The sequence below is a fragment of the Pseudomonas sp. PAMC 29040 genome, from assembly GCF_003994535.1.
GTDB lineage: Bacteria > Pseudomonadota > Gammaproteobacteria > Pseudomonadales > Pseudomonadaceae > Aquipseudomonas > Aquipseudomonas paraversuta.
Genome location: NZ_RZAA01000002.1, coordinates 504611 through 530391, shown reverse-complemented (window position 1 = coordinate 530391; position 25781 = coordinate 504611). Strand labels below are relative to the sequence as shown.

The window sequence follows — 25781 nt, the reverse complement described above, 5'->3', positions numbered from 1 at the left end:
CTGTTGCTGTCAAGCGGTTATTTTCAGATGTTTTCAAAGTTTCCTTTGTAACATCAACCACTTGCGCTTTCGATCTCTCGTTAGCGGGAGGCGAATTCTACAGCGTTACACGCTGCTGTCAACACCTCATTTCCTGCTTCGATGACTTGAAGCTGACACTGCCGAAGAACCATCCAACTCATTGAAACTCAAGGAGTTTTCCGTTTCGACTGCGCCGGAAGTGGGCGAATTATAGGCCGTTGGAATTCTGGGTCAAGGACTAATTTCACATTAGTGTCATATTGCCTTTAATGCCCCCAAAAGCAGAGGCCAGCCTGGCGGCTGGCCTCTCTTCATCTATATAGGGCTTTCGCGAGTCTTACAGACTCGGAAATGCAAACTGCGATGCCTCATGGCTAGCGCGTTGCGGCCAGCGCTGGGTGATTGCCTTGCGGCGCGTGTAAAAGCGCACACCATCCGGCCCGTACGCATGCAGGTCGCCAAACAGCGAACGTTTCCAGCCGCCAAAGCTGTGGTAAGCCACCGGCACCGGCAGCGGAACGTTAACGCCCACCATCCCCACTTCAATCTCGTCGCAAAACAGACGCGCCGCTTCACCATCACGGGTGAAGATACACGTACCGTTGCCATATTCATGATCGTTGATCAGTTGCATTGCCGCTTCCAGGCTATTAACCCGCACGATGCAAAGTACCGGACCAAAAATCTCTTCTTTATAGATGCGCATCTCGGGGGTCACGCGGTCAAACAGGCAACCACCCAGGAAGAAGCCATCTTCGTGATCCTTGACGCTTAACCCGCGCCCATCAACCACCAGCTCAGCACCTGCCGTCACACCGTCCTGGACATAGCCGCTGACCTTGTCACGGGCCTGACCCGAAACCAGTGGGCCCATATCCAGACCGCACGAAGTACCTGCGCCAATTTTCAACGCCTTGATTTGCGGAACCAACTTGGCCACCAGTGCATCGGCCACCTGATCGCCTACACACACTGCAACCGAAATCGCCATGCAACGCTCGCCGCACGAACCATAGGCAGCGCCCATCAAAGCATTGACCGCGTTATCCAGATCGGCATCCGGCATCAATACCGCATGGTTCTTGGCACCGCCCAAAGCCTGAACGCGCTTGCCGCGCTTAGTGCCTTCGGCATAGATGTATTCGGCAATCGGCGTCGACCCGACAAAGCTCAAGGCCTTCACTTCTGGCGCTTCGATCAATGCATCCACAGCGGTCTTGTCACCATGGACCACGTTCATTACGCCTTTAGGCAAACCGGCTTCCTGCAACAACTGGGCAATCAACAGCGTCGAGCTCGGGTCACGTTCCGACGGCTTCAGAATGAAACAGTTACCGCACACAATGGCCAGCGGATACATCCACAGCGGCACCATGGCCGGGAAGTTGAAAGGCGTAATCCCCGCCACCACACCCAATGGCTGGAAGTCCGACCAGGCATCAATGTTCGGTCCTACGTTACGGCTGTATTCGCCCTTCAGGATTTCAGGAGCAGAACAGGCGTACTCGACGTTCTCGATTCCACGCTTCAATTCACCGGCTGCGTCTTCCAGCGTCTTGCCATGCTCTTCACTGATCAACTGCGAGATGCGTGCTTCGTTCTGTTCCAGAAGTTGCTTGAAACGGAACATCACTTGAGCGCGTTTGGCCGCAGGCGTATTACGCCACACCGGGAATGCAGCTTTGGCGGCATCGATAGCTTGTTGAATAGTCTCGCGACTGGCCAGTGGCACCTGATGAATCACTTTACCGGTCGACGGGTTGTACACATCGGCAGTGCGGCCAGAATCACTTACCATCTCGCCATTGATCAAATGTTGAATCGTGCTCATTGGAGCTCCAAAAAGTTGTCCACAGGCGCGAACAGTGCGCGCCTGTCAAAATTCAAAAAAGTCCCTTCTATATAGATAGAAGGAATCAGTCGATCTGATTCAGCGCTTCGCCGACCGCATCGAACAGGCGATCCAGTTCCTGCGGCTTGCTATTGAAAGTCGGCCCGAATTGCAGAGTGTCACCGCCGTAACGCACGTAGAAGCCGGCCTTCCACAACTTCATCGCGGCATCGAACGGGCGCACAATCGCATCGCCATCGCGCGGAGCAATCTGAATCGCACCGGCCAGGCCGTAGTTGCGAATATCGATGACGTTCTTCACGCCCTTCAGACCATGCAACGCATTCTCGAAATGCGGTGCAACTTGCGCCACGCTCTGCACCAGGTTTTCTTTTTGCAAAAGATCCAGGGCCGCCAGACCCGCAGCACACGCCACCGGATGAGCCGAATAGGTATACCCGTGCGGGAATTCAACCGCGTACTCAGGCGTCGGTTGATTCATGAAGGTGTGATAGATCTCGCTGGTAGCAATCACTGCGCCCATAGGGATCGCACCGTTAGTGACCTGCTTGGCAATACACATCAAGTCTGGCGTCACACCGAAGCTGTCGGCACCGAACATCGAGCCTGTGCGACCAAACCCGGTAATCACCTCATCAAAGACCAGCAGGATGTTGTGCTGATCACAGATTTCACGCAGACGTTTCAGATAACCCTGTGGCGGCACCAGCACACCGGCAGAGCCTGCCATCGGTTCCACAAATACGGCAGCGATGTTCGAAGCGTCATGCAGCTCGATCAACTTGAGCAGTTCATCGGCCAATGCAATCCCGCCCAACTCGGGCATACCGCGAGAGAACGCGTTGCTGGCCAGCAGTGTGTGCGGCAGATGATCAACATCCATCATCGCCTGACCAAACATCTTACGGTTGCCGTTCACACCGCCCAGACTGGTACCCGCGATGTTCACCCCGTGATAACCACGAGCACGACCAATCATCTTGGTTTTGCTCGACTGGCCTTTCAAGCGCCAGTAAGCGCGGACCATTTTCACTGCGGTATCCGCGCACTCCGAACCCGAGTCAGTGAAGAACACGTGATTCAGGTTGCCCGGCGTCAGCTCAGTGATCTTCTCGGCCAGCTGGAACGACAGTGGATGCCCGTACTGGAACGCCGGCGAGTAATCGAGGGTGCCCAACTGCTTTGAAACAGCTTCCTGAATTTCTTTGCGGGTATGCCCTGCGCCACAGGTCCATAGACCTGACAGTGAATCGTAAATTTGCCGACCCTTATCGTCCGTCAAATAGCTCCCTTTGGCCCCCACGATAAAACGCGGGTCACGATGGAAGTTACGGTTAGCGGTGTAAGGCATCCAGTGGGCATCCAGCTTGAGCTGGCTAGTCACTGTTATTTCGGCGTTTTCAGGCATGTTCATGGGCAAAACCTCGCAGAGCAGAAAGCGGCGTGGGATTGAAAGCGTTGTTGCAGCTAAACTGCCATGGCTATAAAGTCGGTGAAATCCAACTCTTCTAACCTTTAGTCAGGCCTCCACTAAACTATGAGCAGCCGTCGTCCCGATGCACTGGCCCAAGTCAGCGATTTTGATATTCGATTGCTGCGTATTTTCCGCAGCGTGGTGGAATGCGGCGGGTTCTCGGCGGCAGAAACGGTGCTCGGCATTGGCCGCTCGGCCATCAGTCAGCAGATGAGTGACCTGGAACAACGACTGGGTTTACGCCTGTGTCAGCGTGGGCGGGCGGGATTTTCTCTGACAGAAGAAGGCCGCGAGGTTTATCAGTCATCACTCCAGTTGCTGGGGGCACTCGAAAGTTTTCGTACCGAGGTCAACGGCCTGCATCACCACCTGCGCGGTGAACTGACGATTGGGCTAACCGACAACTTGGTCACCCTGCCCCACATGCGTATCACCCATGCCCTGTCCCAACTCAAAGAGCGCGGGCCCGATGTACAAATTCACATTCGAATGATCGCACCCAATGAAGTAGAGCAAGGGGTTCTCGACGGCCGCTTGCATGTAGGCGTCGTACCCCAGGCCAGTGCGCTGTCGGGTCTTGAGTACCAACCGTTGTACAGCGAGCGCTCACTGCTCTATTGCGCTGTGGGCCACCCGTTGTTTTATGTCGATGATCGGCAACTGGCCGACCAGCGTCTCAACGAACAGGATGCCATTGCCCCTACTTTCCGCCTGCCTTCCGAGATCCAGGCGCACTACCAGGCACTTAATTGCACCGCCAGCGCGTCAGATCGCGAAGGCATGGCTTTTCTGATTCTGACCGGGCGCTACATCGGCTACCTGCCCGATCATTACGCCAGCCTGTGGGTGCAACAAGGCCGCCTGCGGGCCTTGAAAGCCAAAACCCGCTTTTATGACTTGAGTCTGGCCTCGGTCACACGTAAAGGTCGACGTCCGCATCTGGTGCTGGAAAGTTTCCTTGAGAGCCTGGAAGCGACGCGCTAACGTGAAACTGCAGCGAAAGCTCCCACAAAGATTGCTCTGGAAAACCTATGACCTTTGAAATCCCCGCCCACGATGGCAAGCCGGCTGGCCGTATTCGTCAAAAGAACGAAGAGGTCATTCTCAAGGCCGCAGAGGATGAATTTGCCCGTCATGGGTTCAAAGGCACCAGCATGTACACCATCGCGCTCAAGGCCGGCCTGCCAAAAGCCAACCTGCACTACTACTTCACCAACAAGCTGGGGCTCTATATTGCGGTATTGAGCAATATCATCGAATTGTGGGACCGCACCTTCAATACCCTGACCGCCGCAGACGATCCGGCCCAGGCACTCAGCCGTTACATCCGCGCCAAGATGGAGTTCTCACGCCAACAGCCACAGGCCTCCCGTGTATTTGCAATGGAAATCATCAGCGGTGGCGCCTGTCTGACCGAATACTTCACCCAGGACTACCGCATTTGGTTCCAGGGTCGTGCGGCCGTGTTTCAAGCCTGGATAGATGCCGGAAAAATGGACCCGGTCGACCCGGTACACCTGATTTTCCTGTTATGGGGCAGCACCCAGCATTACGCCGACTTCGCGACCCAAATCTGCCGCGTATCGGGGCGCTCGCGTTTGACCAGGCAAGACATGCAAGACGCCAGCGACAACCTGATCCGTATCATCCTCAAAGGCTGCGGCCTGACGCCTACCGTCTAAGTCTGGAACCGACATGCCTTCGACCCTCCTGGGTCTTTGCGAATACCGCGAAGAAATCCGAAAAAGCCGCTTTATCACCCTCGCCGCGCCGATCACCAATGCTCAACAGGCACAGGACTTTATCGAGCAACATAGCGACCTGAATGCCTCGCACAATTGCTGGGCCTGGAAACACGGCGATCAATATCGCAGCAGTGATGATGGCGAACCCGGCGGCACCGCTGGCCGGCCGATACTGTCAGCTATCGAGGCCCAGGACTGCGATCAGGTCGTGGTACTGGTCATTCGCTGGTATGGCGGCATCCAGCTGGGAACCGGCGGGCTGGCACGGGCTTACGGCGGCGGCGCCAACAAATGCCTGCAGGGCGCAGAAAAGCTGAGGTTGATTAGCCGTGTTGGCCTGGACTGCTCGTGCAACTTCAGCGAACTGGCACTGATTAAACTGCGGGTGGCCGAATCAGGAGGTTTGCTGATCAATGAAACCTTCACCGCCAATGGCGTTGACCTGCAACTGGCACTGGCCGAAGAACAGATCGCCCCTCTACAGCAACAACTGGCCAGTATCAGTCGCGGCAGGATTTTGCTGCACCGGCGCGAGCCCGGCACAGAGGAGTAAATACGCCATATCCTTCCCCCGGACTTGCCCACAGTCACTGTGCACCCAACTGTGGATAACCTGAGTACACAAGGCTGCAGCCCTTGTGTCACGGGCATTGCACAGGTTTGTACGTTTTTCGACCTGCTTTCTTCAAAACAAAGAAAATCTATTTAAAAACAGTCATTTAGACAAGGTTATCGCGGTTAGAACAAAGCAGCCCGGTGCTTATACCCCTCAACCGAAGTTGCACACAGTTACTGTGGAACAACCTGTGGATAACCCGTGCAAATACCCCGCGAATTCAATCTGCGTAACGCCTGCTTATCTTTGTACGTTTTTTAACCAAAACGACATTTAAACAACCATAGCCTGACGCGCCCTGAAACTCTCTCCTACCTGAACAAAGGAACAGGCCCACACCTCAAAGCTGGGCACTCGCACAGCGATGGAGTAAAAACCTTTACGGTGAATTCCCTTTAGCTCTAGAAGGACGCTACTCATGACAGCAAAACATGCACTGATTATCGGAGCTTCACGCGGATTGGGACTGGGCCTGGTCAAAGAGTTACTCAAGGACGGCTGGCAAGTCACCGCGACTGTCCGCGATCCCAATAAAGCCGACGCCTTGAAATCACTGGGCCAAGTGAGCATTGAGCAACTGGACATCGACAACCACCAGGCCATCAAGGCATTGAGCAACAGGTTGAACAACCAGGTCTTCGACCTGCTGTTCATCAATGCCGGCATCAAAGGCCCGGATGATCAATGGTCGGGCAACGCAACCCTGGCTGAGGTTGGCCAGTTGTTTTATACCAACAGCGTGGCGCCAATTAATCTGGCGAAAGCGTTTGTCAGTAAAGTCCGAAAAGACAGCGGCGTACTGGCCTTCATGAGTTCGGTGCTGGGCAGCATCACTGTGCCGGACGCGCCTGAAATGGCGCTCTATAAAGCCAGCAAGGCTGCACTCAACTCCATGACCACGACCTTTGTGCATCAGGAACTGGGGGACCACAATCCCACCGTTCTCTCCATGCATCCGGGCTGGGTAAAAACCGACATGGGCGGCGAAGGTGCCGAGATCGATGTCGAAACCAGCACCCGGGGCCTCGTTGAACAAGTCAAAGCCTACGCAGGTAAAGGCGGCCATCACTTTATCGACTACAAAGGCCAGACAATTCCCTGGTAACCAACCACTGAGCCCGCTCCCGACGGACCGGGCTCAGCTGTGGTTAAAGCCCCAGCAACGACAGCATGATAAAAGTCGCAAACAGCACGAAGTGGGTCATGCCCTCGATGGCATTGGTTTCGCCGTCATTGAGGTTGATGGCACAGACCACCAGGGTAATCAGCACCATCACTGTCTGCACCGGGGTCATGGCCATCTGAAACGGCTGACCGGTATACAGTGCCATTGCCTCCATCACCGGCACCGTCAGAATCACCGTGGACAATGAAGCGCCCAACGCCACGTTAACCACCGACTGCATGCGATTGGCCAATGCGGCACGCAGGGCCGTGAGGATTTCCGGCGCGGCCGAAATTGCGGCCACCACAATGGCCGTGATCACCGGCGGTGCGCCCGTGCCCTCAAGACCAAGGTCCAGGGTTTTGGACATCACCTCTGCCAGCGCACCAATCACGATAACCCCCAGTGCCAGCACGGTTACCGACAGTTTGAGGTTCGCCGGCTCTTCTTTGTGCTCACCCTTGCGGCGTTTCTTGTCCGGGTAGCTGTAACTGAAGAAGTAACTGTGCGGCCCGACCTGCATCCGCAAAAACAGGGTGTAGAGCAATACCATCGCGCCGATGGTGAAGGCCGAGTAAATTTTCCAGTCAGCCTCGGGGATAAACTCCGGCACCACCATGGACACACCCATGGCAGTAAGAATCATCACCGTGTAGGTGCGGGCCGAATCATCGTTGTAGGACTGCTCGCCATGTTTGATCCCGCCCATCAGCGCCGCTAGGCCGAGAATGCCATTGATGTCGAGCATGACCGCAGAGTAAATCGTGTCCCGTACCAGGGTCGGTGATGCTTCGTTGCTCATCATGATGGCCAGGATCACCACCTCGACCAAAACGGCGGACAAGGTAAGGATCATCGTGCCATAGGGATCGCCGACTTTTTCTGCCAGTACCTCGGCGTGATGGGCCACGCGCATCGAGGCACACACAATCGCCGCCACAAGCACAACCCCTGCTGCCAGGGCGGTAATCTGGCCGTTGCTCAGTAGCCAATGCTCCAGCGGGTAAGCCAGCGCCACCATCACGATCGCCAGCAACAGCAGTTTTTCGTCTTTCAATAGAGTCAGCATCGCGGGCCTTTTGCCAGTAAACAAACACAGGTTGATGGGTTACAGACTTCCACAACTTGCTAACGTTTCGTTACATGTTAGTTCACAGGCCCGCCCGTCCAGGCCTCTGTCACCCCTGGCAACCGTAGGCTGCGACAAATAGCTTGGTCGGGTTTTACCAAATGTGTAGCAGCACGCCTGTAGAATGCTGGGATCTGCACCTGATTTAATGAGAATTTTTTATGTACGACTGGCTCAACGCCCTGCCAAAAGCTGAACTGCACATGCATCTTGAGGGATCCCTGGAACCCGAACTGCTGTTCGCTCTGGCTGAGCGCAACAAGATTGCCTTGCCCTGGAACGACGTTGAAACCTTGCGCAAAGCGTATGCCTTCAACAACCTGCAAGAGTTCCTCGACCTGTATTACAAGGGTGCAGACGTATTGCGTACGTCCCAGGATTTCTACGACCTGACCTGGGCCTACCTGCTGCGTTGCAAGGCGCAGAATGTGATTCACACTGAACCCTTCTTCGACCCGCAAACCCACACTGACCGCGGGATTCCCTTCGAAGTGGTGCTCAACGGCATCGCCAGCGCACTCAAGGACGGCGAGCAGCAACTGGGTATCACCAGCGGTCTGATCCTGAGTTTTCTGCGTCACTTGAGTGAAGAAGAAGCGGAAAAAACCCTCGACCAGGCACTGCCATTTCGCGAAGCATTTGTCGCCGTTGGCCTCGACAGCTCAGAAATGGGCCACCCGCCGAGCAAGTTCCAGCGCGTCTTCGATCGCGCCCGTCACGAAGGCTTTCTCACCGTCGCCCACGCCGGCGAAGAGGGCCCGCCGGAGTACATCTGGGAGGCGCTCGATCTGCTCAAAATCCAGCGCATCGACCACGGTGTACGGGCGATTGAAGACGAGCGTCTGATGCAGCGCATTATCGACGAGCAAATCCCGCTGACCGTGTGCCCGCTCTCGAATACCAAACTCTGCGTGTTTGATCACATGTCGCAGCACAACATTCTCGACATGCTCGAGCGCGGCGTGAAGGTGACCGTCAATTCCGATGACCCGGCCTATTTCGGTGGTTACATGACCGAAAACTTCCACGCCCTGTACACCGACCTGGGCATGACCCAGGATCAGGCCAAGCGTCTGGCGCAAAACAGCCTGGATGCACGCTTGATCAAGCCGTAAACCTGTTGTGGGAGCTGGCTGCCGGCTCCCACAGTCAGCCTTCACGGCCTCGGTCGCGGGCCAACCCCGCGCACCGCTCAACCAGCATGTCGTGTAATAACCTCACCGGCTTGCTCAGTTGCGCACGATGGCCGCACAGCAGGTTCAACGGCGCCCGCTCACAGGTCAGCTCGGGCAACAGCACCTTGAGCCGGCCCGAAGTCACATCCCCCGCTACATCCAGCCAGGATTTGTAGGCAATCCCGGCCCCGGCCAACGCCCACAAACGCACCACATCGGCATCGTCACTGAACCGGTCGCCACTGACCGTCAGCCCAAGCTCACGCTTGCCATCATTGAATTGCCAATAGTCGTGGACTCGCGTGCCGAGCATGTACAGCAGGCAATTGTGTTGCAACAGCTGTTCGAGCTGACGCGGCTCGCCCTTGCGCACCAGGTAGTCAGGGGACGCACACAGCACCCGGCGATTGTCTGCCGCCACCGGCAAGGCCACCAGGCTGGAGTCTTCAGGCTCACCGTAGCGCAAGGCGATATCTACCGGCTGACGGAACAGGTCGGCAATTCGGTCCCCCAGCAACAAACGCACCGTGAGCTTCGGGTGCTCACGCTGAAACTGATCCAGCCAGGGCAGCAGTAAATTACGCCCGAAGTCCGAGGGGGCCGACAGCTGCAGCACCCCACTGACCTGATCTTGCCCACGAGCCAGCAAGCGCCGTCCTTCATCCAGACTGCTTAATGCCGTACGCGCATATTCGAGAAAACCTTCACCTTCTGCAGTCAACCGCAAACTCCGGGTGGAGCGGGCCAGCAGCCGGGTATTCAGCTGCGCCTCGATGCGCTTGAGCGCCGCACTGGCCACCGCCGGCGACATGTCCATTACCCGTGCTGCTGCCGACAAACTGCCCAGGTCTGCGGCGCGAACAAACAGTTGCAGGTCATCGAAACGCAGCATTGAAAGCACACCCGGGAATTATCAATAAAATATTGAAAGAGACTGCTGTTTTAGCCGGTTTTATCATTCCACGAAATAGCTAATCATGGTTCTACTTTCTTAATCTCCTTCAGGACTTGTCCCATGAAAGCTATCGCCTATTACCAGTCGCTACCGATTCAAGACCCCCAAGCCCTGCAAGACATCGAACTGCCAGAGCCGATTGCCGGCCCCCGCGACCTGCTGGTTGAAGTAAAAGCCATTTCCGTGAACCCGGTGGACACCAAAGTCCGGCAGAACGTACAACCGCAAGACGGCGAAGCCAAAGTGCTGGGATGGGACGTCGCCGGTGTGGTCAAGGCGGTTGGCAGTGAGGCGAGCCTGTTCAAGGTTGGCGACAAGGTGTTCTATGCAGGCTCCATCGCCCGCGCCGGCGCCAACAGCGAACGTCATGTGGTGGACGAGCGGATCGTCGGTCACATGCCCAAGAGCCTCGGTTTCGCCGAAGCCGCGGCGCTGCCACTGACCGCAATCACCGCCTGGGAACTGTTGTTTGAACGGCTTGGCATTAATGAGGGCAAGGTCGACCAGCAACAGAGCCTGTTGATTGTCGGCGCGGCCGGAGGCGTCGGCTCGATCCTGACTCAACTGGCCAGCCAGCTCACGGCACTCAAGGTAATTGGCAGCGCATCGCGCCCCGAGACCCAAGCCTGGGTACGGGAGTTGGGCGCAGACCTCATTGTCGATCATCGTCAGCCCCTGAGCGAAGCGCTCAAACACCAGGGCATCAACAGCGTTACCCACGTCGCCAGCCTGACCCAGACCGATCAGCACCTGGATCAACTGGTCGAAGCACTGGCTCCCCAGGGCAAACTGGCCCTGATCGACGACCCCAAGGCCCTCGACATTACCAAGCTCAAGCGCAAGAGCCTGTCGCTGCACTGGGAGTTCATGTACACCCGTTCGCTGTTCGAAACGCCGGACATGATCGAGCAACATCATCTGCTCAACCGGGTGGCCGAACTGATCGATGCCGGCACTTTGCGCACCACCGTTGGCGAGCACTTCGGCACCATCAACGCGGCCAACCTGCGCCGCGCCCATACGTTGCTGGAAAGCGGCAAGTCCAAAGGCAAGATTGTGCTCGAAGGGTTCTGATCTGGCATGACGCGAGGCTGAAAGCGCCAGTTTCAACCGTCAGTCAGAGACTTGATCCCTGACATATTTCACCGGGGATTCGGTAATACACTGGCCTCCTTTGCGAACCAAGGGAGGCCAGTAATGAAAATCCTGATAAAAGCGTTAGCAAGATCCCGTGACTGCCAATGGCAGGTTCAACTCGACCAGCAAGCCGTCAATTTTCGCAGCGAGGCCGAGGCTCGCGCCTTTGTGGACAAGCTGCAGTCCCGCCTGCAAGCCCCCCATGTACTGCCCGCACCTTTGGCGGGCTGATTCAGACCGGCTCTTGAGCGGCGATCCGGGCGCTATAGACACGCCGGGTCGCCATCCCGATAGCCACCGCCAAGACCCCGCACAAGGTGATCACCATCGCCATTGGCAGCGCCGTGCCATCGTGCAACACGCCGACCAATGAAGCTGCGGCTGCGGCCACACTGAACTGCAAACAGCCGAGCATGGCCGAAGCACTGCCGGCCCGCGCGCCCTGCCCGCTCATGGCGCAGGCAGAAGCGTTGGGGATGATGCAGCCCAGGCTGGCAATACAGATAAACAACGGGATCAGCAACGGCCACAGCTGCTCTGTGTGCAAGGCACTAATGCCCAGCAACACCAGACCGGCCGCCAGATAAACCCATACCGTACGCGCCAGCAAAAAGGCCGGCCCGCGTCTGGCCAGCAACCGGGCATTGACCTGCGCCACCAAAATAAAGCCCGCGGCATTGCTGCCAAACAGCCAGCCGTAATGCTCTGCCGGTACGCCGTAGAGTTTGATAAATACGAAAGGTGAACCCGCAATGTAGGCAAACATCCCGGCCATCGCGATCCCGCCGGTGAGTGCATGCCCCAGGAATTCACGGTCCTTGAGCAGGCGGCCATATTGACGCAAGGCCCCCGACAAAGGCTGGCGCGGCACATTGGCGGGCAGGCTTTCCGGCAGACCCAGCGCCACGGCCACGGCCGCCAGAGCACTGAACACCGTCAACACGATAAAGATCGACTGCCAGCCATGCAGATTGACCAGCAGACCACCGAGCATCGGCGCCAGAATCGGTGCCAGCCCCATTACCAGCATCAGTTGCGAAAACACCTTGGCCGAACCTACCGCGTCGCATTTATCACTGACAATCGCCCGCGATAGCACCATGCCCGCGCAACCGCCCAGCGCCTGAACGAATCGGGCACCAATCAACCATTCCAGGGTGGGGGCAAATGCACAGGCCAGGGAGGCCGCAGTGAACAGGCCGACACCCACCAGCAGCGGAATGCGTCGACCAAAACGGTCTGCGATCGGCCCATAGGCCAGCTGGCCGATGGACAAGCCCAGGAAGTAAACCGCCAGCGTTAGCTGGATATGTTGTTCATCTGTTGCAAAAGCCTGTGCCATCGCCGGGAAGCCCGGCAGATAGAAGTCGATTGCCAAAGGACCGAAGGCGCTCAGGGCGCCTAAAATCAGGATTGTTCTAAAGTTCATCAGGTATCCAAATCGAGCTGCGGTTGGCGCAGCCCGATAGTCTAGCTGTGGTTACAGAACTTGAACATAACGATAGCCAGCTAGCTAATAAACTAGACTGACCCAAGCGTTGCAGGCGCCACTGCGCGCCAGCAGAGGGCCTGCATTAATGGGCGGTACGCGCCTCGAATCCGGCATTGGTAATGGCGTCGATGATTTCCAGTGACGGCAGCACGCTCTCGACTTTTACGGTCTTGGTCTCCAGATCGACCTCAACTTTCGAATTCGGATCGATCCGCTGAATGGCGTTGGTTACCCCACGCACACAGCCACCACAGGTCATTCCGTCTACTTTGAATGTTTGCAAGATAATTGCTCCTTGGTTTGAGAGGCCTGCAGCTTTCACCTTCCCACCATGGCAAGGTCAAGCCCCGTGTTGCTATCGCGCGCTGGCAATCTGTCCCCCGCTCGGCCAAGCTGCAGCCATGGGATTTAACACAGGATACTTAGCCATGCGCTGGTCCGCTTTGAGCCTAGTCAGCCTTTTGGGTCTTGTCAGTGTGCCGCTATGGGCACATGCCGATCAGGACTACGGGGTTTTGATCATCTCCCGTGAGCGCCTTGAAGTACCGACCAGCTGCGAAGTCGGGGTGTATATAGATGACCAGTTGGCAGGGCGTTTGTTTCAGGAACAAACCCTGGCGTTCAATCTGCCGCCAGCCACTGTGGGTATCCGCCTCAAGCTTTTACCGGGCCAGGCGCCGGGCTGCTTGCCGGGCATGCTGGTACCGCCGGCCCAGCAATTCTCTTTAAAAGCCGGGGATGTGCGCAAATACCGCATCGCCCTGGGCAAGGACGGCATGTACCTCAAGCCCGCCAGGCTGGAATACTGATTGCGGTGCACACCCGGGAATCTTGAGTAATGAGGCGAGCGTCATGAATATAGGCCAGGCCGCAAGGCACAGTGGCTTGAGTGCCAAGATGATTCGTTATTACGAGTCCATCGGGCTGCTCAAACCCGCGAACCGCAGCGATAGCGGATACCGTCTTTACAGCGACGATGACCTGCACACACTGGCGTTTATCAAACGCTCCCGTGATCTGGGCTTTTCACTGGATGAGGTCGGCAAACTGCTGGCCCTCTGGCAAGACCGCCAGCGCGCCAGCGGCGATGTTAAAGCCCTGGCCCGTCAGCACATTGATGAGTTGAATCAAAAAATCCGCGAGCTGACCAGCCTGCGCGACACCTTGCATGAGCTGGTCGAAAGCTGCCAGGGCGACCACCGCCCCGACTGCCCGATCCTCAAGGATCTGGAATCGGGCGCCTGTTGTACTCACTGAAAACAGCCAGCCCCGGTGGGAGACGCCGCTGTTGCTCCCGTCGCCAGTAATCCGGGCACCGAGATAGTACGGCTCAAAACACTGTCATCAGCACTTTGCCGATCATCATGACGCTGACCAGCGCGCAGAGCACTGCAAACCCTTGCTGCATCAGGCGCTCGGAGACCTTCGGCGCAATCATCCGTCCGGCGATCATCCCGCCAAGGGTCGCACCGATAAACAGCGCCGCATCCCCCGAAAGACTGAAGCCCTGATACAACAGATGCCCCACAGTGCCCAGCGACACCAGCGCCACGACCATCAGCGACGTAGCAACAATGCCGTGCATAGGTACATCACTGAATTTCCGGAAGGCCGGGACAATCAAAAAACCGCCGCCTACCCCCAGCAATCCGGTGAGCCAGCCCGACACCGCACCAATGGCGGCCAGGGTGGTGGAGCACTTTACATCCCACTCCAGTCGCCCGGTGGAAGGGTTCACCCGACAGTTCTTGTGAGGCGCAGCCTCAGCCACGTGGGCGCAATCCGTTCTGGCCTGCATGAACATGCGCCCACTGACGAATACCATTACACAACCAAACATCGCCATCAGCGCGGTGCCCGGCAACAGCTTGGCCAGGTGCAGTCCGAACGGGGACGCCAGCCAGCCGGCACTTGCCATCAGCCCGGCCGCCTTGTAACGCACCAGCCCCTTGCGCAGACCGTCCAGCGCGCCCACTGCCGCCGCAATACCCACGGCCAGCAGCGCCACCGGAGTCGCCTCGAGCAGAGACCAGCCCAGGCCCAGCGTCAGCGCCGGGATGGCCAGAATCCCCCCGCCTGCTCCCGTCAGCCCGAGCAACAAGCCCACCAGCACACCCAACACGATGATCAACATAATCTGGCTCAGTCCGCCTTGCAGTCAGTGAACCACTCGCGCCCCTTGAGCATGCCGTTCCAGTAGAACCAGGGGAGCAAGGTTGCCTTCAGCAACCAGGCCGACTTGCGGGCCACCGTCGGGTCCAGCGGGAACGTCGGCAGCAGTTTGCCGCCATAACCGAACTCGGCCAGAATCACTTTGCCTTTTTCCACCGTCAGCGGGCAGGAACCGTAGCCATCGTAGCGCTTGGACAAGACGGCCCCATTGCGCAAGGCGATCAGGTTGTCAGCCACTACCACCACCTGTTTGCGGGCTGCTGCGGCAGTCTTGGCATTGGATGTGCCGCATACATCACCCAGGGCGAATATGTCTGGATAACGCGGATGCTGCAGGGTCGCCGGGTCGGTCTCAAACCAGCCGGCTTTATCCGCCAGCTCACTGCGCCGGATAACATCGGGGGCCTGTTGCGGTGGCACCACATGCAGCATGTCGAACTTCTTCTCGACCCGTGTCACGTTGCCGTCTGCGCCCGTCACATCAAACCAGGCGGTCCTGTTCGGGCCATCGACCTTGACCAGATTGGACTGAAAGGCCAATTGGGCGTTGTAGGCTTCAACGTATTTCATCAGCGCCGGGACAAACGCCGGGACGCCGAACAGCGCTGCTCCCGCCAGATTGAATTGCACCTCGATCGAATCCAGCACCCCCTGTTTACGCCAATGATCACAGGACAGGTACATGGCTTTTTGCGGAGCACCGGCACACTTGATCGGCATGCCCGGCTGGGTAAACAGCGCTTTGCCGCCACGCAGGGTGCGCACCAGTTCCCAGGTGTAAGGCGCCAGATCGTGGCGATAATTGGAGGTGACCGCGTTTTTGCCCAAAGTCTCTTCCAGGCCCTCGATGTTCTCCCAGGCCAACTGCAACCCGGGGCACACGATCAATTGCTGATAGCCAAGCTCGGAGCCATCACTGAGCAACACCACCTTGCGTTGCGGGGCAAAAGCGCTCAGTGACGCTTTAATCCATACAACCTGTTTGGGCATCACTGTCGCGGTGGGGCGAACCGTGTCCTTGACCTCGTAGGCACCACCGCCGACCAGTGTCCACGCTGGCTGATAATAGTGCTCGGTATTGGGCTCGATCACCGCGATGCGCAGGGACGAGTCGCGCTTCAACAGGCTTGCCGACACCGAGATGCCCGCCGAGCCACCGCCGACCACAACCACGTCGTACTGCTTGATTTCCGGGGTACCCAGAGTGGCCGCTTGATAGAGCTTCGAAGAGCGGTTACCGGTGCGACAGTAGGCCAGAACAGGGGTTGCCAGTTCGCCAAGCAGATGCTGCAACTGCTGCGCTTGCTCCGGTGTTGCGCCAGTGGTCTGTACCGGCAGGTAAACAAAACTCAGGCCCAGGGCTTCGGCGGCTTGCTGCATCGAAGTGTGCCCGGGTTGTTCTGGCCCGCCTTCATGATCCGGCCGGTTGCAGATCACACTGCGAAACCCCAGCGCGGCTAAAGTATGGAGATCAGACTGCTCGATCTGACCCGTCACAGAAAATGACTCGTCGATTCGCTTGATGCTTTGCTCCATTGAGCACTCCAGGCACAACAAAAATGAATGGAATAGGCAGGTGAGTAACCGTCACTTTTTAAGCGCTTGCCCACAGTACAAGCCTGACAGGGTTTGCATCACCGAGACCACTTCGAAGCTGGCGAGCGAGTAGAAAATATACTTCCCCATGCGACGGGTATTGACCATGCCTTCATCACGCAACACCCCGAGTTGCTGCGACAGCGTTGGCTGCCTGATGCCCGTCAGCGCCTCAAGCTCGCCGACATTGCGTTCGCCCTGGGTCAGTTGGCAAAGCAGCAGCAGCCGGTCTTCGTTGGCCAGGGCTTTGAGTAGCGTGCAGGCTTTGGACGCAGAGTCGCGCAGAAGTCCGATTTCTTCGCTGGTTAGCTGAGCAGACATGGAAAGCTCCGGGACGTGATGATCGACAGTCTACGACCCGATAATATATGTTTCAATATATTGAGTATTTACTGATCCATGGGAGGACCTTCATGCACACCGAAATTCAAGGTTTCTTCGACGCCGTAACGTCGACCGTGAGCTACGTGGTCTATGAGGCTGACGGTGGCGAGTGCGCAATCATTGACCCGGTACTCGACTACGATGCCGCTGCCGGGCGTATCAGCACGACAGGCGCCGACACGATCGCCGCCTTCGTCCAGGCCCATGACCTGAAGGTGCAGTGGTTGCTGGAGACTCACGCCCATGCCGATCATCTGTCTGCCAGCGCCTACCTCAAGCGTACCCTGGGAGGCCGGATCGGCATCGGCGCGCCGATCACCCAGGTCCAGAGTGTGTTCCGTGACATCTACAACCTTGAGCCGGCATTCAAACTGGACGGTTCGCAGTTCGACCATTTGTTCCAGCCCGATGAGGAGTTCCGCATTGGCCGCCTGCACGTACGGGCACTGCACGTTCCGGGGCACACCCCGGCCGACATGGCCTATCAGGTAGAACACAGCAACCTGTTTGTGGGCGACACCCTGTTCATGCCCGATGTCGGCACCGCCCGCTGCGACTTCCCCGGGGGCGATGCGCAACAGTTGTATCAATCGATCAGGCGGTTGCTGGCTCTGGCGCCAGAGACCCGACTATTCATGTGTCATGACTACCCGCCGGCAGGACGCGAAGCCACATGGTCAACCACCGTCGGCGAACAGCGCGCCAGCAATATCCATGTCAACGACAGCGTTGATCTGGCGGGTTTCGTCGACATGCGTACCGCCCGCGACGCCACGCTCGGGGTTCCGGCACTCTTGATTCCGGCCATTCAGATCAACATTCGGGCCGGTAACCTGCCGCCCGCCGATGACAGCGGTTTGTGCAGTCTGAAGATTCCCCTGAACCGGTTTTAAACCAGCCCGCCCCCTCATCCGCTCCTGCGGGGTTTGGGCCGCGCCCATAAAAAATCCGGCCTGGGCCGGATTTTTTATTCATCGAATTACTGCATCCAGGGTGGAGGCGGCTCTTCGGCTTTGCTCGGTGGCGCATCGTCCGCAGCACGTACGGCCTGACGGAACGCTTCGTCCAGACGAGCAGCTTCAATCTCGCGCATCACACCGCCAACATCGGCCAGCTCGTCCGGCTCGTCAAACTCACCGGTCAGCACGCTGCCCGGGTGCAACGTAGCCGCTTCGTAAAGCGCCCACATTTCCTTGGCGTACTTGGTGGTCTTGAGCTCCGGGGCAAAACGTCCGAAGTAGGAAGCCATGTTGCCCACGTCACGCTCCAGCATGCTGAACGCGTGGTTGTTGCCCGCAGCATCGACCGCTTGCGGCAGGTCGATGATCACCGGCCCGGTAGGCGTCAGCAATACGTTGAATTCGGACAAGTCACCGTGGACCAGACCGGTGCACAACATCAGCACTATCTGTTGAATCAGAAACCCGTGGAACTCGCGGGCCTGATCCGGCTCCAGCACCACGTCATTCAGACGCGGCGCAGCATCACCGTACTCATCGGCCACCAGCTCCATCAACAGCACGCCTTCCAGGAAGTCGTACGGCTTGGGAACCCGGACTCCGGCACCCGCCAAACGGAACAGTGCTGCCACTTCGGCATTCTGCCAGGCATCTTCGGTTTCTTTACGACCGAACTTCGAGCCCTTGGCCATCGCTCGGGCCTGACGGCTGTTGCGAACCTTGCGACCCTCCTGATATTCGGCGGCCTGGCGAAAACTACGTTTGTTAGCCTCCTTATAAACCTTGGCGCATCGCAGCTCATTGCCGCAGCGGACTACGTACACAGCTGCTTCTTTGCCACTCATGAGTGGGCGCAGCACCTCGTCGATCAGACCGTCTTCGATCAGGGGTTCTAAGCGTTTTGGAGTCTTCATCAGCTTTTATTGTGGGTCCTTTATTACCAAACACGCGAATGTCACTCGTTATACGGCAATCCACTCACCACGGGGAGAGGGGGGCCGTGTTAAGAGTCGCTTGTGTGCACTCCATGTGCCAACAAATCCGGAAAGTCGCTTCCTGCGCCAGCCGTCCCGAATGATAGACGAGCGCAAACTTTAGAGCATCGTCTAATCCAACCAGCGGTCGTGCCGCCCTCGCCGGGAGCGTTTTGTCCTTTGCAGGAGCATCCCGCATAACAAGCGAATCAATGCCTGAACAACTCGCCCGGGGTAAAGCCGAACATTTTTTTGAATGCAGCAATAAAGGCCGACGTCGAGTCATAGCCACAGGACAACGCGGCGCCCGTCACACTGCCACCCTCCTCCAGCACCCTGAGCGAGGACAGCAAACGCATGCGCTGACGCCAACGGCGAAAACTCATCCCGGTTTCACGGGCAAACAAACGCATCAGGGTTTTCTGCGAAGTTCCCAGGCGCTCAGCCCACAGGCTCAGGCTGACCTCGGCATCCGGGCATGCGATCAGCTCATTGCACAGGCCCAGCAACCGCACATGCCGGGGCAATGGCAGCGAGAAGCCGACCTGATTCAAGGCCGCCAGTTGATCAAGCAACACCTGCACCAGGCGCTGCTCGGGGCTGCCGCCTTCGGGGTACTCCACCGGCAACTCGCAGAAGTGCTTGATCAACTCCCGGGCCAGCGGCGTTACCTCCAGGACCCGGCAATGCTCAGGCGCCCACAGGCAATCCTGCCGGCGTATATACAGACTGCGCATTTCAGCCCGGGTCGAGGTGACTACCTCATGCTCCAGCCCTGCCGGTATCCAGATCCCCCACTGCGGCGGGGCAAAGAAACTGCCTTCATCCGTGTGCACCCCCAGCACGCCACTGATCGCGTACGAAAACTGCACCCAGTCATGCCGGTGACGCGGCGTCCATGAACCTGCCCCCAGACTTTCGGCACGGGCATACAGCGGCCGCGGCAAAACATCGAGCACCGGAATGGCACGCTGGGCGCTAGCTTGTCCGTTTGGCGGCATTGGTTGGCCTTATATCGCAAGACGTCAGATAAATCCGACGTTAGGCTAAGTCATCATTTCTTACAATATCGCGGTGCCCGGAATGCCTGTGCTCAAACATCTCAAACGAATGTTCACCGACTGGTTTCTGTGCGGGATGCTGCTAGCGACATTTCTGGCCTATGTATTCCCCCATTTCGGCAGCACCGGCGGCGCCATGCATGCCGAGTGGGTGATCAATATCGGCGTGTTCCTGGTGTTTTTCCTGCACGGGGTCAATCTGTCCAGTGAACAGATCAGCCACGGCCTGAAAAACATTCGCCTGCACTTCATGGTGCAAGGCTTCACCTTTATTGCCTTTCCGCTGATCTGGGTGGTGGCCAACAAACTGTTGGGCGCCCATATCCCGCCCTTGCTGATGCTGGGGTTCTTCTACCTGTGCGCGTTGCCCTCGACCATTTCATCCTCCGTGGCACTCACCGGGAGCGCGGGCGGCAACGTGCCGGCAGCGATTCTCAATGCCAGCCTGTCCAGCGTTCTGGGGATATTCCTGACCCCGTTACTGGTCAGCTTTGTGGTCGGCAGCGGCGCCGGCGGGATCGATCTGGGCTCAACCTTGCTCGATCTGTGCGCCATGCTGTTATTGCCACTGGTATTGGGCCAACTACTGCGCCCGCTGATTGGACGCTTCTTCGCCCGCCACAAGCGCTATACCAACATCGCCGACAAAGTGGTGATTCTGCTGCTGGTGTACGCCGCGTTCTGCAACTCGATGGTCTCCGGCATGTGGCAACAACAGGGTACTTCGGTGATATTCAGCGCCCTGGCCGGCAGTGCGCTATTGCTCGCAGTTATCCTGTGGCTGACCACCCGCACCGCTCGGGCCCTGAAATTCAGCACTGCAGATGAAATTGCCGCCGTGTTCTGCGCCAGCAAAAAATCCCTGGCCGCCGGCGCCCCCATGGCAGCGCTGATCTTTGGAGCCAACCCGGGGCTGGGCCTGATTCTGCTGCCGATCATGATCTACCACCCGCTGCAACTGATCGTCTGCTCGGTGATGGCTGAAAGCTACGCCACCCGTAACCGAGAACAAGCCGCCGCTCAAAACCAGGCCATCGCGCCCGCCCGCTAACCTGCACAATGCTCCGGGAGCTGGCTTGCCAGCTCCACTGGGTTCGGCTCAGCGCTCAATAATTGCCGTCACCCCCTGGCCGCCTGCGGCGCAAATCGAGATCAGGCCCCGGCCTTTGCCGGCGGTGGCGAGCAGCTTGGACATGTTGGTGAGGATCCGTCCGCCCGTCGCGGCAAACGGATGCCCCGCTGCCAGTGAACTGCCCTTGACGTTGAGCTTGCTGCGATCAATAGAACCCAGCGGGGCATCAAGGCCAAGCCGGGTTTTGCAATAGTCTGCGTCTTCCCAGGCCTTCAGGGTACAGAGCACCTGTGCCGCAAAGGCCTCATGAATTTCGTAGTAGTCAAAGTCCTGCAATGTCAGACCATTGCGCGCCAGCAGTCGTGGGACGGCATACACCGGGGCCATCAGCAAACCCTCCGCGCCATGCACAAAATCCACCGCTGCCGTTTCGCCGTCGCGAAAATACGCCAGAATCGGCAGACCACGTGCCCGGGCCCACTCTTCACTGGCCAATAACACCACAGAAGCGCCGTCGGTCAGCGGTGTTGAGTTGCCGGCCGTCAGCGTGCCCTTGGCGCTTCGCTCGAATACCGGTTTAAGGGCCGCCAGCTTCTCCAGGGTCAAGTCCGGACGCAGATTGTTATCGCGGCTCAAGCCCAGAAACGGCGTGATCAAATCGTCTTCCCAGCCCGCGTGATAGGCCGCCGTCAATGCCTGGTGACTGTGCAGGGCCAGCTCATCCTGCTCGATGCGGGGGATGTTCCAGGTTTGCGCCATCAGCTCGCAGTGCTGGCCCATCGACAGCCCGGTACGCGGTTCACCGTTACGCGGAAACTCGGGCTTCAAAAAGTGCGGCCGTAATTGCAGCAAGGTTTTGAACTTGTCCACAGGTGCCTTGGTGCGATTGAACTGCAGCAGCCATTTACGCAGCCCGTCATTCAGGCCGATCGGCGCGTCAGATGTGGTGTCGACGCCACCGGCAATCGCGCATTCGATCTGCCCCAAGGCAATTTTATTGGCCACCAGCAATGCAGCTTCAAGGCCCGTGCCGCAGGCCTGCTGCACGTCATAGGCCGGGGTTTGCGGCGACAGCCGGGAGCCCAGCACGCACTCGCGGGTCAGGCTGAAGTCGCGGGAATCCTTGAGCACCGCCCCGGCCACCACCTCCCCCATCCGTAGCCCGTGCAAGCTGTACCGCTCGATCAGACCCTCCAGAGCGGCGGTCAGCATGTCCTGATTACTGGCATTCGCATAAGGCCCATTGGAACGGGCAAACGGGATTCGGTTACCGCCAATAATGGCTACACGACGCAGACTCATACGATTCACCCTATTCTCTTACGGTCAATGTTCGTAACAAGCGTAGGTCTTATCGCTGATAACGAACGACCCACCCGTGTTTGTGGTCAACCCTTTGAACCCAATCTGTCGGAGAGTGTTCCATGTCAGACCGTTATATCGACTTCGTCAACTCATCCCTCGGCCAGCGTCTGGTCGGCGCGTTGGGGCTGCCGTCACCGGTGCGACTGGAACGCTGGCAGGCTGGACGGCTACGCCCCATCGAGGGGCCGCTCTTGATTGGCGGCGGTAGCCTGGCCGCAGAGGTCAACAGCTTTGCTTCCAAGCTGACCGACGCTGTATTCAGTTACGGGCCTGACCCCCTGGTCGCCACACCCTGGATTCCAGGTACCGGCCCCAAACTCAAGGCGGTGGTGTTCGACGCCAGCGAGCTCTTGCACACCGACCAACTCAAACAGTTGCGCGAGTTCTTTCAGCCCTTGCTGCGCAGCCTTGAGCACAGTGCCCATCTGCTTATTTTGGGCCGGGCGCCTGAAACATTGAGCGATCCATTCGCTGCCAGTGCCCAGCGCGCCCTTGAAGGCTTCAGTCGCTCACTGGCCAAGGAATTGCGCAACGGCGGCACCTTGCAGCTGCTGTATGTCGGCCAGGGTGCCGAAGACCAGCTTGAAGGCGCCCTGCGGTTCTTCCTGTCACCCAAAAGTGCTTATGTCAGCGGTCAGGTCATACGCCTTGGCACCTGCGCCACCCGGGTTCAGGACTGGACCCGGCCGCTGGCAGGACGCAAGGCACTGGTCACCGGCGCCGCCCGTGGCATTGGCGCGTCCATTGCCGAAACCCTGGCCAGGGACGGCGCCGAAGTGATCCTGCTGGATGTACCACCGGCCAAGACTGACCTCGACGCCTTGGCTGCACGCCTGGACGGACGCAGTATCACTCTGGATATATGTGCCGCTGACGCCGCCGCCCAACTTATCCAGCAGTTGCCGGACGGCATCGACATCGTGGTGCATAACGCCGGCATCACCCGTGACAAAACCCTGGCCAACATGACCCCCGAATTCTGGGACGCAGTGCTCGCGGTCAACCTCAACGCACCGCAAGTGCTGACCAAAGCCCTGCTCGACAGCGGCACCCTGCGCGATAACGGCCGGGTCATTTTGCTCGCCTCCATCAGCGGCATTGCCGGCAATCGCGGCCAGACCAACTACGCCGCCAGCAAAGCCGGGCTGATTGGCCTGGCGCAGGCCTGGGCGCCGCTGCTGAGTGAGCGCGGCATCAGCATCAATGCCGTGGCGCCGGGGTTTATCGAAACCCAAATGACCGCCCACATTCCGTTTGCCCTGCGCGAAGCAGGCCGGCGCATGAGCTCGCTGGGCCAGGGTGGCCTGCCCCAGGACGTTGCCGAAGCCGTAGCCTGGCTCAGCCAGCCGGGTTCGGGGGCCGTCAGCGGGCAAGCGCTGCGGGTATGCGGTCAAAGTATTCTGGGGGCATAAACCATGAGCGTGAATTGGCTGGATCTCGGTAACCCGCCGCATTTACCCGCGCTGTACGCCCATGCGGCGGCCAAACGTAAAATCACCGGCAACACCCTGCCAGAACAGGGTTTGCGCTGCTGGGTAGAGGTCCAGGCCAAACCGCTGGCCGCGTTCCGTGACATCTGCGCACTGGCGCCAGGGCCGCTGCTGCCGCCGACCTACCCCCATGTTCTGGCGTTCGGTCTGCAAATGCAGTTGCTGACCGACAAGAGCTTTCCCTTCCCCCTGCTGGGCTTGATTCACCTGACCAATCGCATTCGCGTGTTGCGCCCGATGGGCGGGGTAACGCAATTGCGCATCGGGGTATTTGTCCACAACCTGCAAAAACACGCCAAGGGCGCCACCTTCGATGTGGTCACCCAGGTTGACGACTTGATCGGGCCATTGTGGGAGGCCGACAGCACCTTGCTGTGCAAAGGCGTCGAGCTGCCGGGCGACGTAGCTCAACCCGGTGCACAGCAGCCGGTGGCGATGAACGAACTGACCCGCTGGTTCGCCCCGGCCAATATCGGCCGCCGCTATGCCAGGGTCTCGGGCGACTACAACCCCATTCACCTGAGTGCCGCCAGCGCCAGACTGTTCGGCCTTCCCAGCGCCATCGCCCATGGTTTGTGGCTCGAGGCCCGGGCCCTGGCGGCCCTCGACTCGCACCTGCCCAAGGCCAACGTCGAGATCAGCGTGGCCTTCAAAAAACCGGTACGTCTGCCCAGTGAAGTGATCCTGCTCAGTAGCGCGGCGGGCTCCAGCGGCGACTTCCAGCTCAACGGCCACGGCGATCTGCTGCACATGTCCGGCAACTGGCGGCCGATCAGCTAGCGCCCACAGGGTATAGCCACCGGCTAGTAGCGCCTTTCACTTGCGCCAACTTCTGTTCGGCCGCAAGCTTTGCGCCTTCTGGAGAGCACACCCTCGATGAACCTCGACGAACTGACCAAACGCCTGCACCGCATCCGCGATAACAATCACTGGAAACAGTTCCACAGCCCGAAAAACCTGGCCATGGCGGCCAGTGTTGAAATGGCCGAGCTGGTGGAGATTTTTCAGTGGCTGAGTGAAGACCAATCGCGCCAGCTCCCCGCCGACCAACTGGCCCACGCCGGGCAGGAGGTGGGGGACATCGTGCTGTACTTGCTGTTGCTGTGCAGCGAACTCGGACTGGACATGAACGAAGTGGTGCGCAACAAACTGGCCGACAGCGAAAGGCGTTTCAGCAAATGAGTGACCGTCACTTCGATCAACTGGCGACCCGCTTCGCCGAAAAAATCTACGGTGGCGCCAAGGGTGCCATTCGTCTGGCCGTACTTCAGGCCGATCTTACAGAGTCACTGCCCGCCCGCCCCCTGCGCGTGCTGGATATCGGCGCCGGGCTGGGCCATATGTCGCTATGGCTGGCCCAGCAGGGGCACGACGTAACCCTGGCCGAGCCGGCAGCGCCCATGCTCGAAGGTGCGCGCCAGCGCTTTGCCGACGCGGGCCAGAACGGCACGTTCATTCAGGCGCCGTGGCAAGAGCTGCTGGGCCAGCTGACCGAGCCTTACGACCTGGTGTTGTGTCATGCGGTGCTGGAATGGCTGGCCGAACCCCACGCCATTCTGCCCGTACTGCACCAGCTCACGGCCAGGGACGGCTGGCTGTCGCTGGCGTTCTACAACCGCGACGCGCTGATCTATCGCAACCTGCTCAAAGGCCACTTCCGCAAAATGCGCAAGAACGATATGGCCGGCGAAAAACAAAGCCTCACCCCGCAACAACCCCTGGACCCACGGGAACTGGCCACTGCGCTCGAAGGCTTGTGGCAGGTCGAAACCCAAAGCGGTGTGCGGGTATTTCACGACTACATGCCCGTGGAGTTCCAGGCCCGCGCCGAGCTGCAAGCGCTGGTAGAAATGGAGCTGGCCCACCGTCGCCACCCAGCCTTTGCCGGGTTGGGACGTTATCTGCATTGGGTGTGCCGCCCGGTTTGAACCGCCCGTTCGGGAGAAC

At 58.6% G+C, this 25781-nt stretch carries 27 protein-coding genes; 15 read left to right on the top strand and 12 right to left on the bottom strand.

Going from position 1 to position 25781, the window contains the following annotated elements:
- Window positions 1-358: 358 nt before the first annotated feature.
- Together WG29040_RS05330 and WG29040_RS05325 are read right to left on the bottom strand one after the other, a co-directional pair.
- On the bottom strand, window positions 359-1852 hold the full coding sequence (locus WG29040_RS05330) for a CoA-acylating methylmalonate-semialdehyde dehydrogenase (RefSeq protein WP_003439341.1): 1494 nt from the start codon (window positions 1850-1852) through the stop codon (window positions 359-361).
- A gap of 85 nt (window positions 1853-1937) precedes the next feature.
- Window positions 1938-3287 carry an aspartate aminotransferase family protein gene (locus WG29040_RS05325; RefSeq protein WP_003439338.1) on the bottom strand — a complete coding sequence of 450 codons (1350 nt, stop codon included), beginning with the start codon at window positions 3285-3287 and terminating at the stop codon, window positions 1938-1940.
- A 123-nt stretch (window positions 3288-3410) separates the two neighbouring features.
- On the opposite strand from WG29040_RS05325, the gene WG29040_RS05320 reads away from it, so the two are divergent.
- The 4 genes from WG29040_RS05320 (at window position 3411) to WG29040_RS05305 (ending at window position 6813) form a co-directional block, all read left to right on the top strand.
- Entirely contained in the window at window positions 3411-4331 is a 921-nt protein-coding gene (locus WG29040_RS05320; protein WP_003439335.1) for a LysR family transcriptional regulator, read from the top strand.
- A gap of 47 nt (window positions 4332-4378) precedes the next feature.
- Entirely contained in the window at window positions 4379-5029 is a 651-nt protein-coding gene (locus WG29040_RS05315) for a TetR/AcrR family transcriptional regulator (protein WP_127195765.1), read from the top strand.
- A 13-nt stretch (window positions 5030-5042) separates the two neighbouring features.
- Window positions 5043-5645 carry a YigZ family protein gene (locus WG29040_RS05310; RefSeq protein ID WP_127195764.1) on the top strand — a complete coding sequence of 201 codons (603 nt, stop codon included), beginning with the start codon at window positions 5043-5045 and terminating at the stop codon, window positions 5643-5645.
- Between the two features lie 481 nt (window positions 5646-6126).
- Window positions 6127-6813: an SDR family oxidoreductase gene (locus tag WG29040_RS05305; protein ID WP_127195763.1), complete on the top strand. Its 687-nt coding sequence runs from the start codon at window positions 6127-6129 to the stop codon at window positions 6811-6813.
- Between the two features lie 43 nt (window positions 6814-6856).
- Here WG29040_RS05305 and WG29040_RS05300 read toward each other — a convergent pair whose 3' ends face one another.
- The gene (locus WG29040_RS05300) at window positions 6857-7942 is read right to left on the bottom strand and encodes a calcium:proton antiporter (protein WP_003439324.1); all 1086 of its coding nucleotides are present in this window, start codon (window positions 7940-7942) and stop codon (window positions 6857-6859) included.
- Between the two features lie 221 nt (window positions 7943-8163).
- Here WG29040_RS05300 and WG29040_RS05295 point away from each other — a divergent pair, with 221 nt between their 5' ends.
- Window positions 8164-9117: an adenosine deaminase gene (locus tag WG29040_RS05295; protein ID WP_003439321.1), complete on the top strand. Its 954-nt coding sequence runs from the start codon at window positions 8164-8166 to the stop codon at window positions 9115-9117.
- A 34-nt stretch (window positions 9118-9151) separates the two neighbouring features.
- Here WG29040_RS05295 and WG29040_RS05290 read toward each other — a convergent pair whose 3' ends face one another.
- Window positions 9152-10069 (bottom strand): LysR family transcriptional regulator, encoded by a 918-nt coding sequence (locus tag WG29040_RS05290; RefSeq protein WP_127195762.1) that lies wholly within the window; start codon window positions 10067-10069, stop codon window positions 9152-9154.
- A gap of 123 nt (window positions 10070-10192) precedes the next feature.
- Between WG29040_RS05290 and WG29040_RS05285 the strand changes: the two genes are divergently transcribed.
- Window positions 10193-11206 carry a zinc-binding alcohol dehydrogenase family protein gene (locus WG29040_RS05285; RefSeq protein WP_003439317.1) on the top strand — a complete coding sequence of 338 codons (1014 nt, stop codon included), beginning with the start codon at window positions 10193-10195 and terminating at the stop codon, window positions 11204-11206.
- A gap of 123 nt (window positions 11207-11329) precedes the next feature.
- Window positions 11330-11500, top strand: a complete 171-nt coding sequence (locus WG29040_RS24300; protein WP_003439315.1) for a hypothetical protein — start codon at window positions 11330-11332, stop codon at window positions 11498-11500.
- Between the two features lies 1 nt (window position 11501).
- Here the strand turns inward: WG29040_RS24300 and WG29040_RS05280 are convergent, their stop codons facing one another.
- Both WG29040_RS05280 and WG29040_RS05275 read right to left on the bottom strand, forming a co-directional pair.
- Complete coding sequence (locus tag WG29040_RS05280; RefSeq protein WP_003439313.1) at window positions 11502-12698, bottom strand: multidrug effflux MFS transporter; 1197 nt, start codon at window positions 12696-12698, stop codon at window positions 11502-11504.
- 145 nt (window positions 12699-12843) lie between these two features.
- Window positions 12844-13044, bottom strand: a complete 201-nt coding sequence (locus WG29040_RS05275) for a heavy-metal-associated domain-containing protein (RefSeq protein ID WP_003439311.1) — start codon at window positions 13042-13044, stop codon at window positions 12844-12846.
- A gap of 145 nt (window positions 13045-13189) precedes the next feature.
- On the opposite strand from WG29040_RS05275, the gene WG29040_RS05270 reads away from it, so the two are divergent.
- Both WG29040_RS05270 and cueR read left to right on the top strand, forming a co-directional pair.
- Window positions 13190-13570, top strand: a complete 381-nt coding sequence (locus WG29040_RS05270; protein WP_003439309.1) for a hypothetical protein — start codon at window positions 13190-13192, stop codon at window positions 13568-13570.
- Between the two features lie 43 nt (window positions 13571-13613).
- A complete protein-coding gene (gene cueR / locus WG29040_RS05265; RefSeq protein ID WP_003439306.1) occupies window positions 13614-14018 on the top strand; it encodes a Cu(I)-responsive transcriptional regulator in 405 nt (134 codons plus the stop codon).
- A 73-nt stretch (window positions 14019-14091) separates the two neighbouring features.
- Here cueR and WG29040_RS05260 read toward each other — a convergent pair whose 3' ends face one another.
- Genes WG29040_RS05260 through WG29040_RS05250 form a run of 3 tightly spaced genes read right to left on the bottom strand, consistent with a single transcriptional unit; the run spans window position 14092 to window position 16850 of the window.
- A complete protein-coding gene (locus tag WG29040_RS05260; protein ID WP_003439305.1) occupies window positions 14092-14895 on the bottom strand; it encodes a sulfite exporter TauE/SafE family protein in 804 nt (267 codons plus the stop codon).
- Between the two features lie 8 nt (window positions 14896-14903).
- Window positions 14904-16469 (bottom strand): bifunctional protein tyrosine phosphatase family protein/NAD(P)/FAD-dependent oxidoreductase, encoded by a 1566-nt coding sequence (locus WG29040_RS05255; protein ID WP_127195761.1) that lies wholly within the window; start codon window positions 16467-16469, stop codon window positions 14904-14906.
- Between the two features lie 51 nt (window positions 16470-16520).
- Entirely contained in the window at window positions 16521-16850 is a 330-nt protein-coding gene (locus WG29040_RS05250) for a metalloregulator ArsR/SmtB family transcription factor (RefSeq protein ID WP_003439303.1), read from the bottom strand.
- A gap of 92 nt (window positions 16851-16942) precedes the next feature.
- Here WG29040_RS05250 and WG29040_RS05245 point away from each other — a divergent pair, with 92 nt between their 5' ends.
- The gene (locus WG29040_RS05245; RefSeq protein WP_003439302.1) at window positions 16943-17806 is read left to right on the top strand and encodes an MBL fold metallo-hydrolase; all 864 of its coding nucleotides are present in this window, start codon (window positions 16943-16945) and stop codon (window positions 17804-17806) included.
- 86 nt (window positions 17807-17892) lie between these two features.
- Here the strand turns inward: WG29040_RS05245 and WG29040_RS05240 are convergent, their stop codons facing one another.
- A complete protein-coding gene (locus tag WG29040_RS05240) occupies window positions 17893-18786 on the bottom strand; it encodes a PA4780 family RIO1-like protein kinase (protein ID WP_003439301.1) in 894 nt (297 codons plus the stop codon).
- Between the two features lie 269 nt (window positions 18787-19055).
- On the bottom strand, window positions 19056-19847 hold the full coding sequence (locus WG29040_RS05235) for a helix-turn-helix domain-containing protein (RefSeq protein WP_003439300.1): 792 nt from the start codon (window positions 19845-19847) through the stop codon (window positions 19056-19058).
- A gap of 82 nt (window positions 19848-19929) precedes the next feature.
- Between WG29040_RS05235 and WG29040_RS05230 the strand changes: the two genes are divergently transcribed.
- The gene (locus tag WG29040_RS05230; RefSeq protein ID WP_010656215.1) at window positions 19930-20958 is read left to right on the top strand and encodes a bile acid:sodium symporter family protein; all 1029 of its coding nucleotides are present in this window, start codon (window positions 19930-19932) and stop codon (window positions 20956-20958) included.
- A gap of 48 nt (window positions 20959-21006) precedes the next feature.
- On the opposite strand, the gene WG29040_RS05225 is transcribed toward WG29040_RS05230, so the two are convergent.
- Window positions 21007-22281: an acetyl-CoA C-acetyltransferase gene (locus tag WG29040_RS05225; RefSeq protein WP_003439295.1), complete on the bottom strand. Its 1275-nt coding sequence runs from the start codon at window positions 22279-22281 to the stop codon at window positions 21007-21009.
- 122 nt (window positions 22282-22403) lie between these two features.
- Between WG29040_RS05225 and WG29040_RS05220 the strand changes: the two genes are divergently transcribed.
- From WG29040_RS05220 to WG29040_RS05205, 4 genes are all read left to right on the top strand, one after another.
- The gene (locus WG29040_RS05220; protein WP_127195760.1) at window positions 22404-23756 is read left to right on the top strand and encodes a 3-oxoacyl-ACP reductase; all 1353 of its coding nucleotides are present in this window, start codon (window positions 22404-22406) and stop codon (window positions 23754-23756) included.
- Between the two features lie 3 nt (window positions 23757-23759).
- Window positions 23760-24614 (top strand): MaoC/PaaZ C-terminal domain-containing protein, encoded by an 855-nt coding sequence (locus WG29040_RS05215; RefSeq protein ID WP_003439291.1) that lies wholly within the window; start codon window positions 23760-23762, stop codon window positions 24612-24614.
- A gap of 96 nt (window positions 24615-24710) precedes the next feature.
- Window positions 24711-25016, top strand: coding sequence for a MazG-like family protein (locus WG29040_RS05210; RefSeq protein ID WP_003439290.1), 306 nt, complete (start codon window positions 24711-24713; stop codon window positions 25014-25016).
- Entirely contained in the window at window positions 25013-25762 is a 750-nt protein-coding gene (locus WG29040_RS05205; RefSeq protein ID WP_003439288.1) for a methyltransferase, read from the top strand. The genes WG29040_RS05210 and WG29040_RS05205 overlap by 4 nt, the downstream gene beginning before the upstream one ends.
- The last annotated feature ends 19 nt before the right edge of the window (window positions 25763-25781 follow it).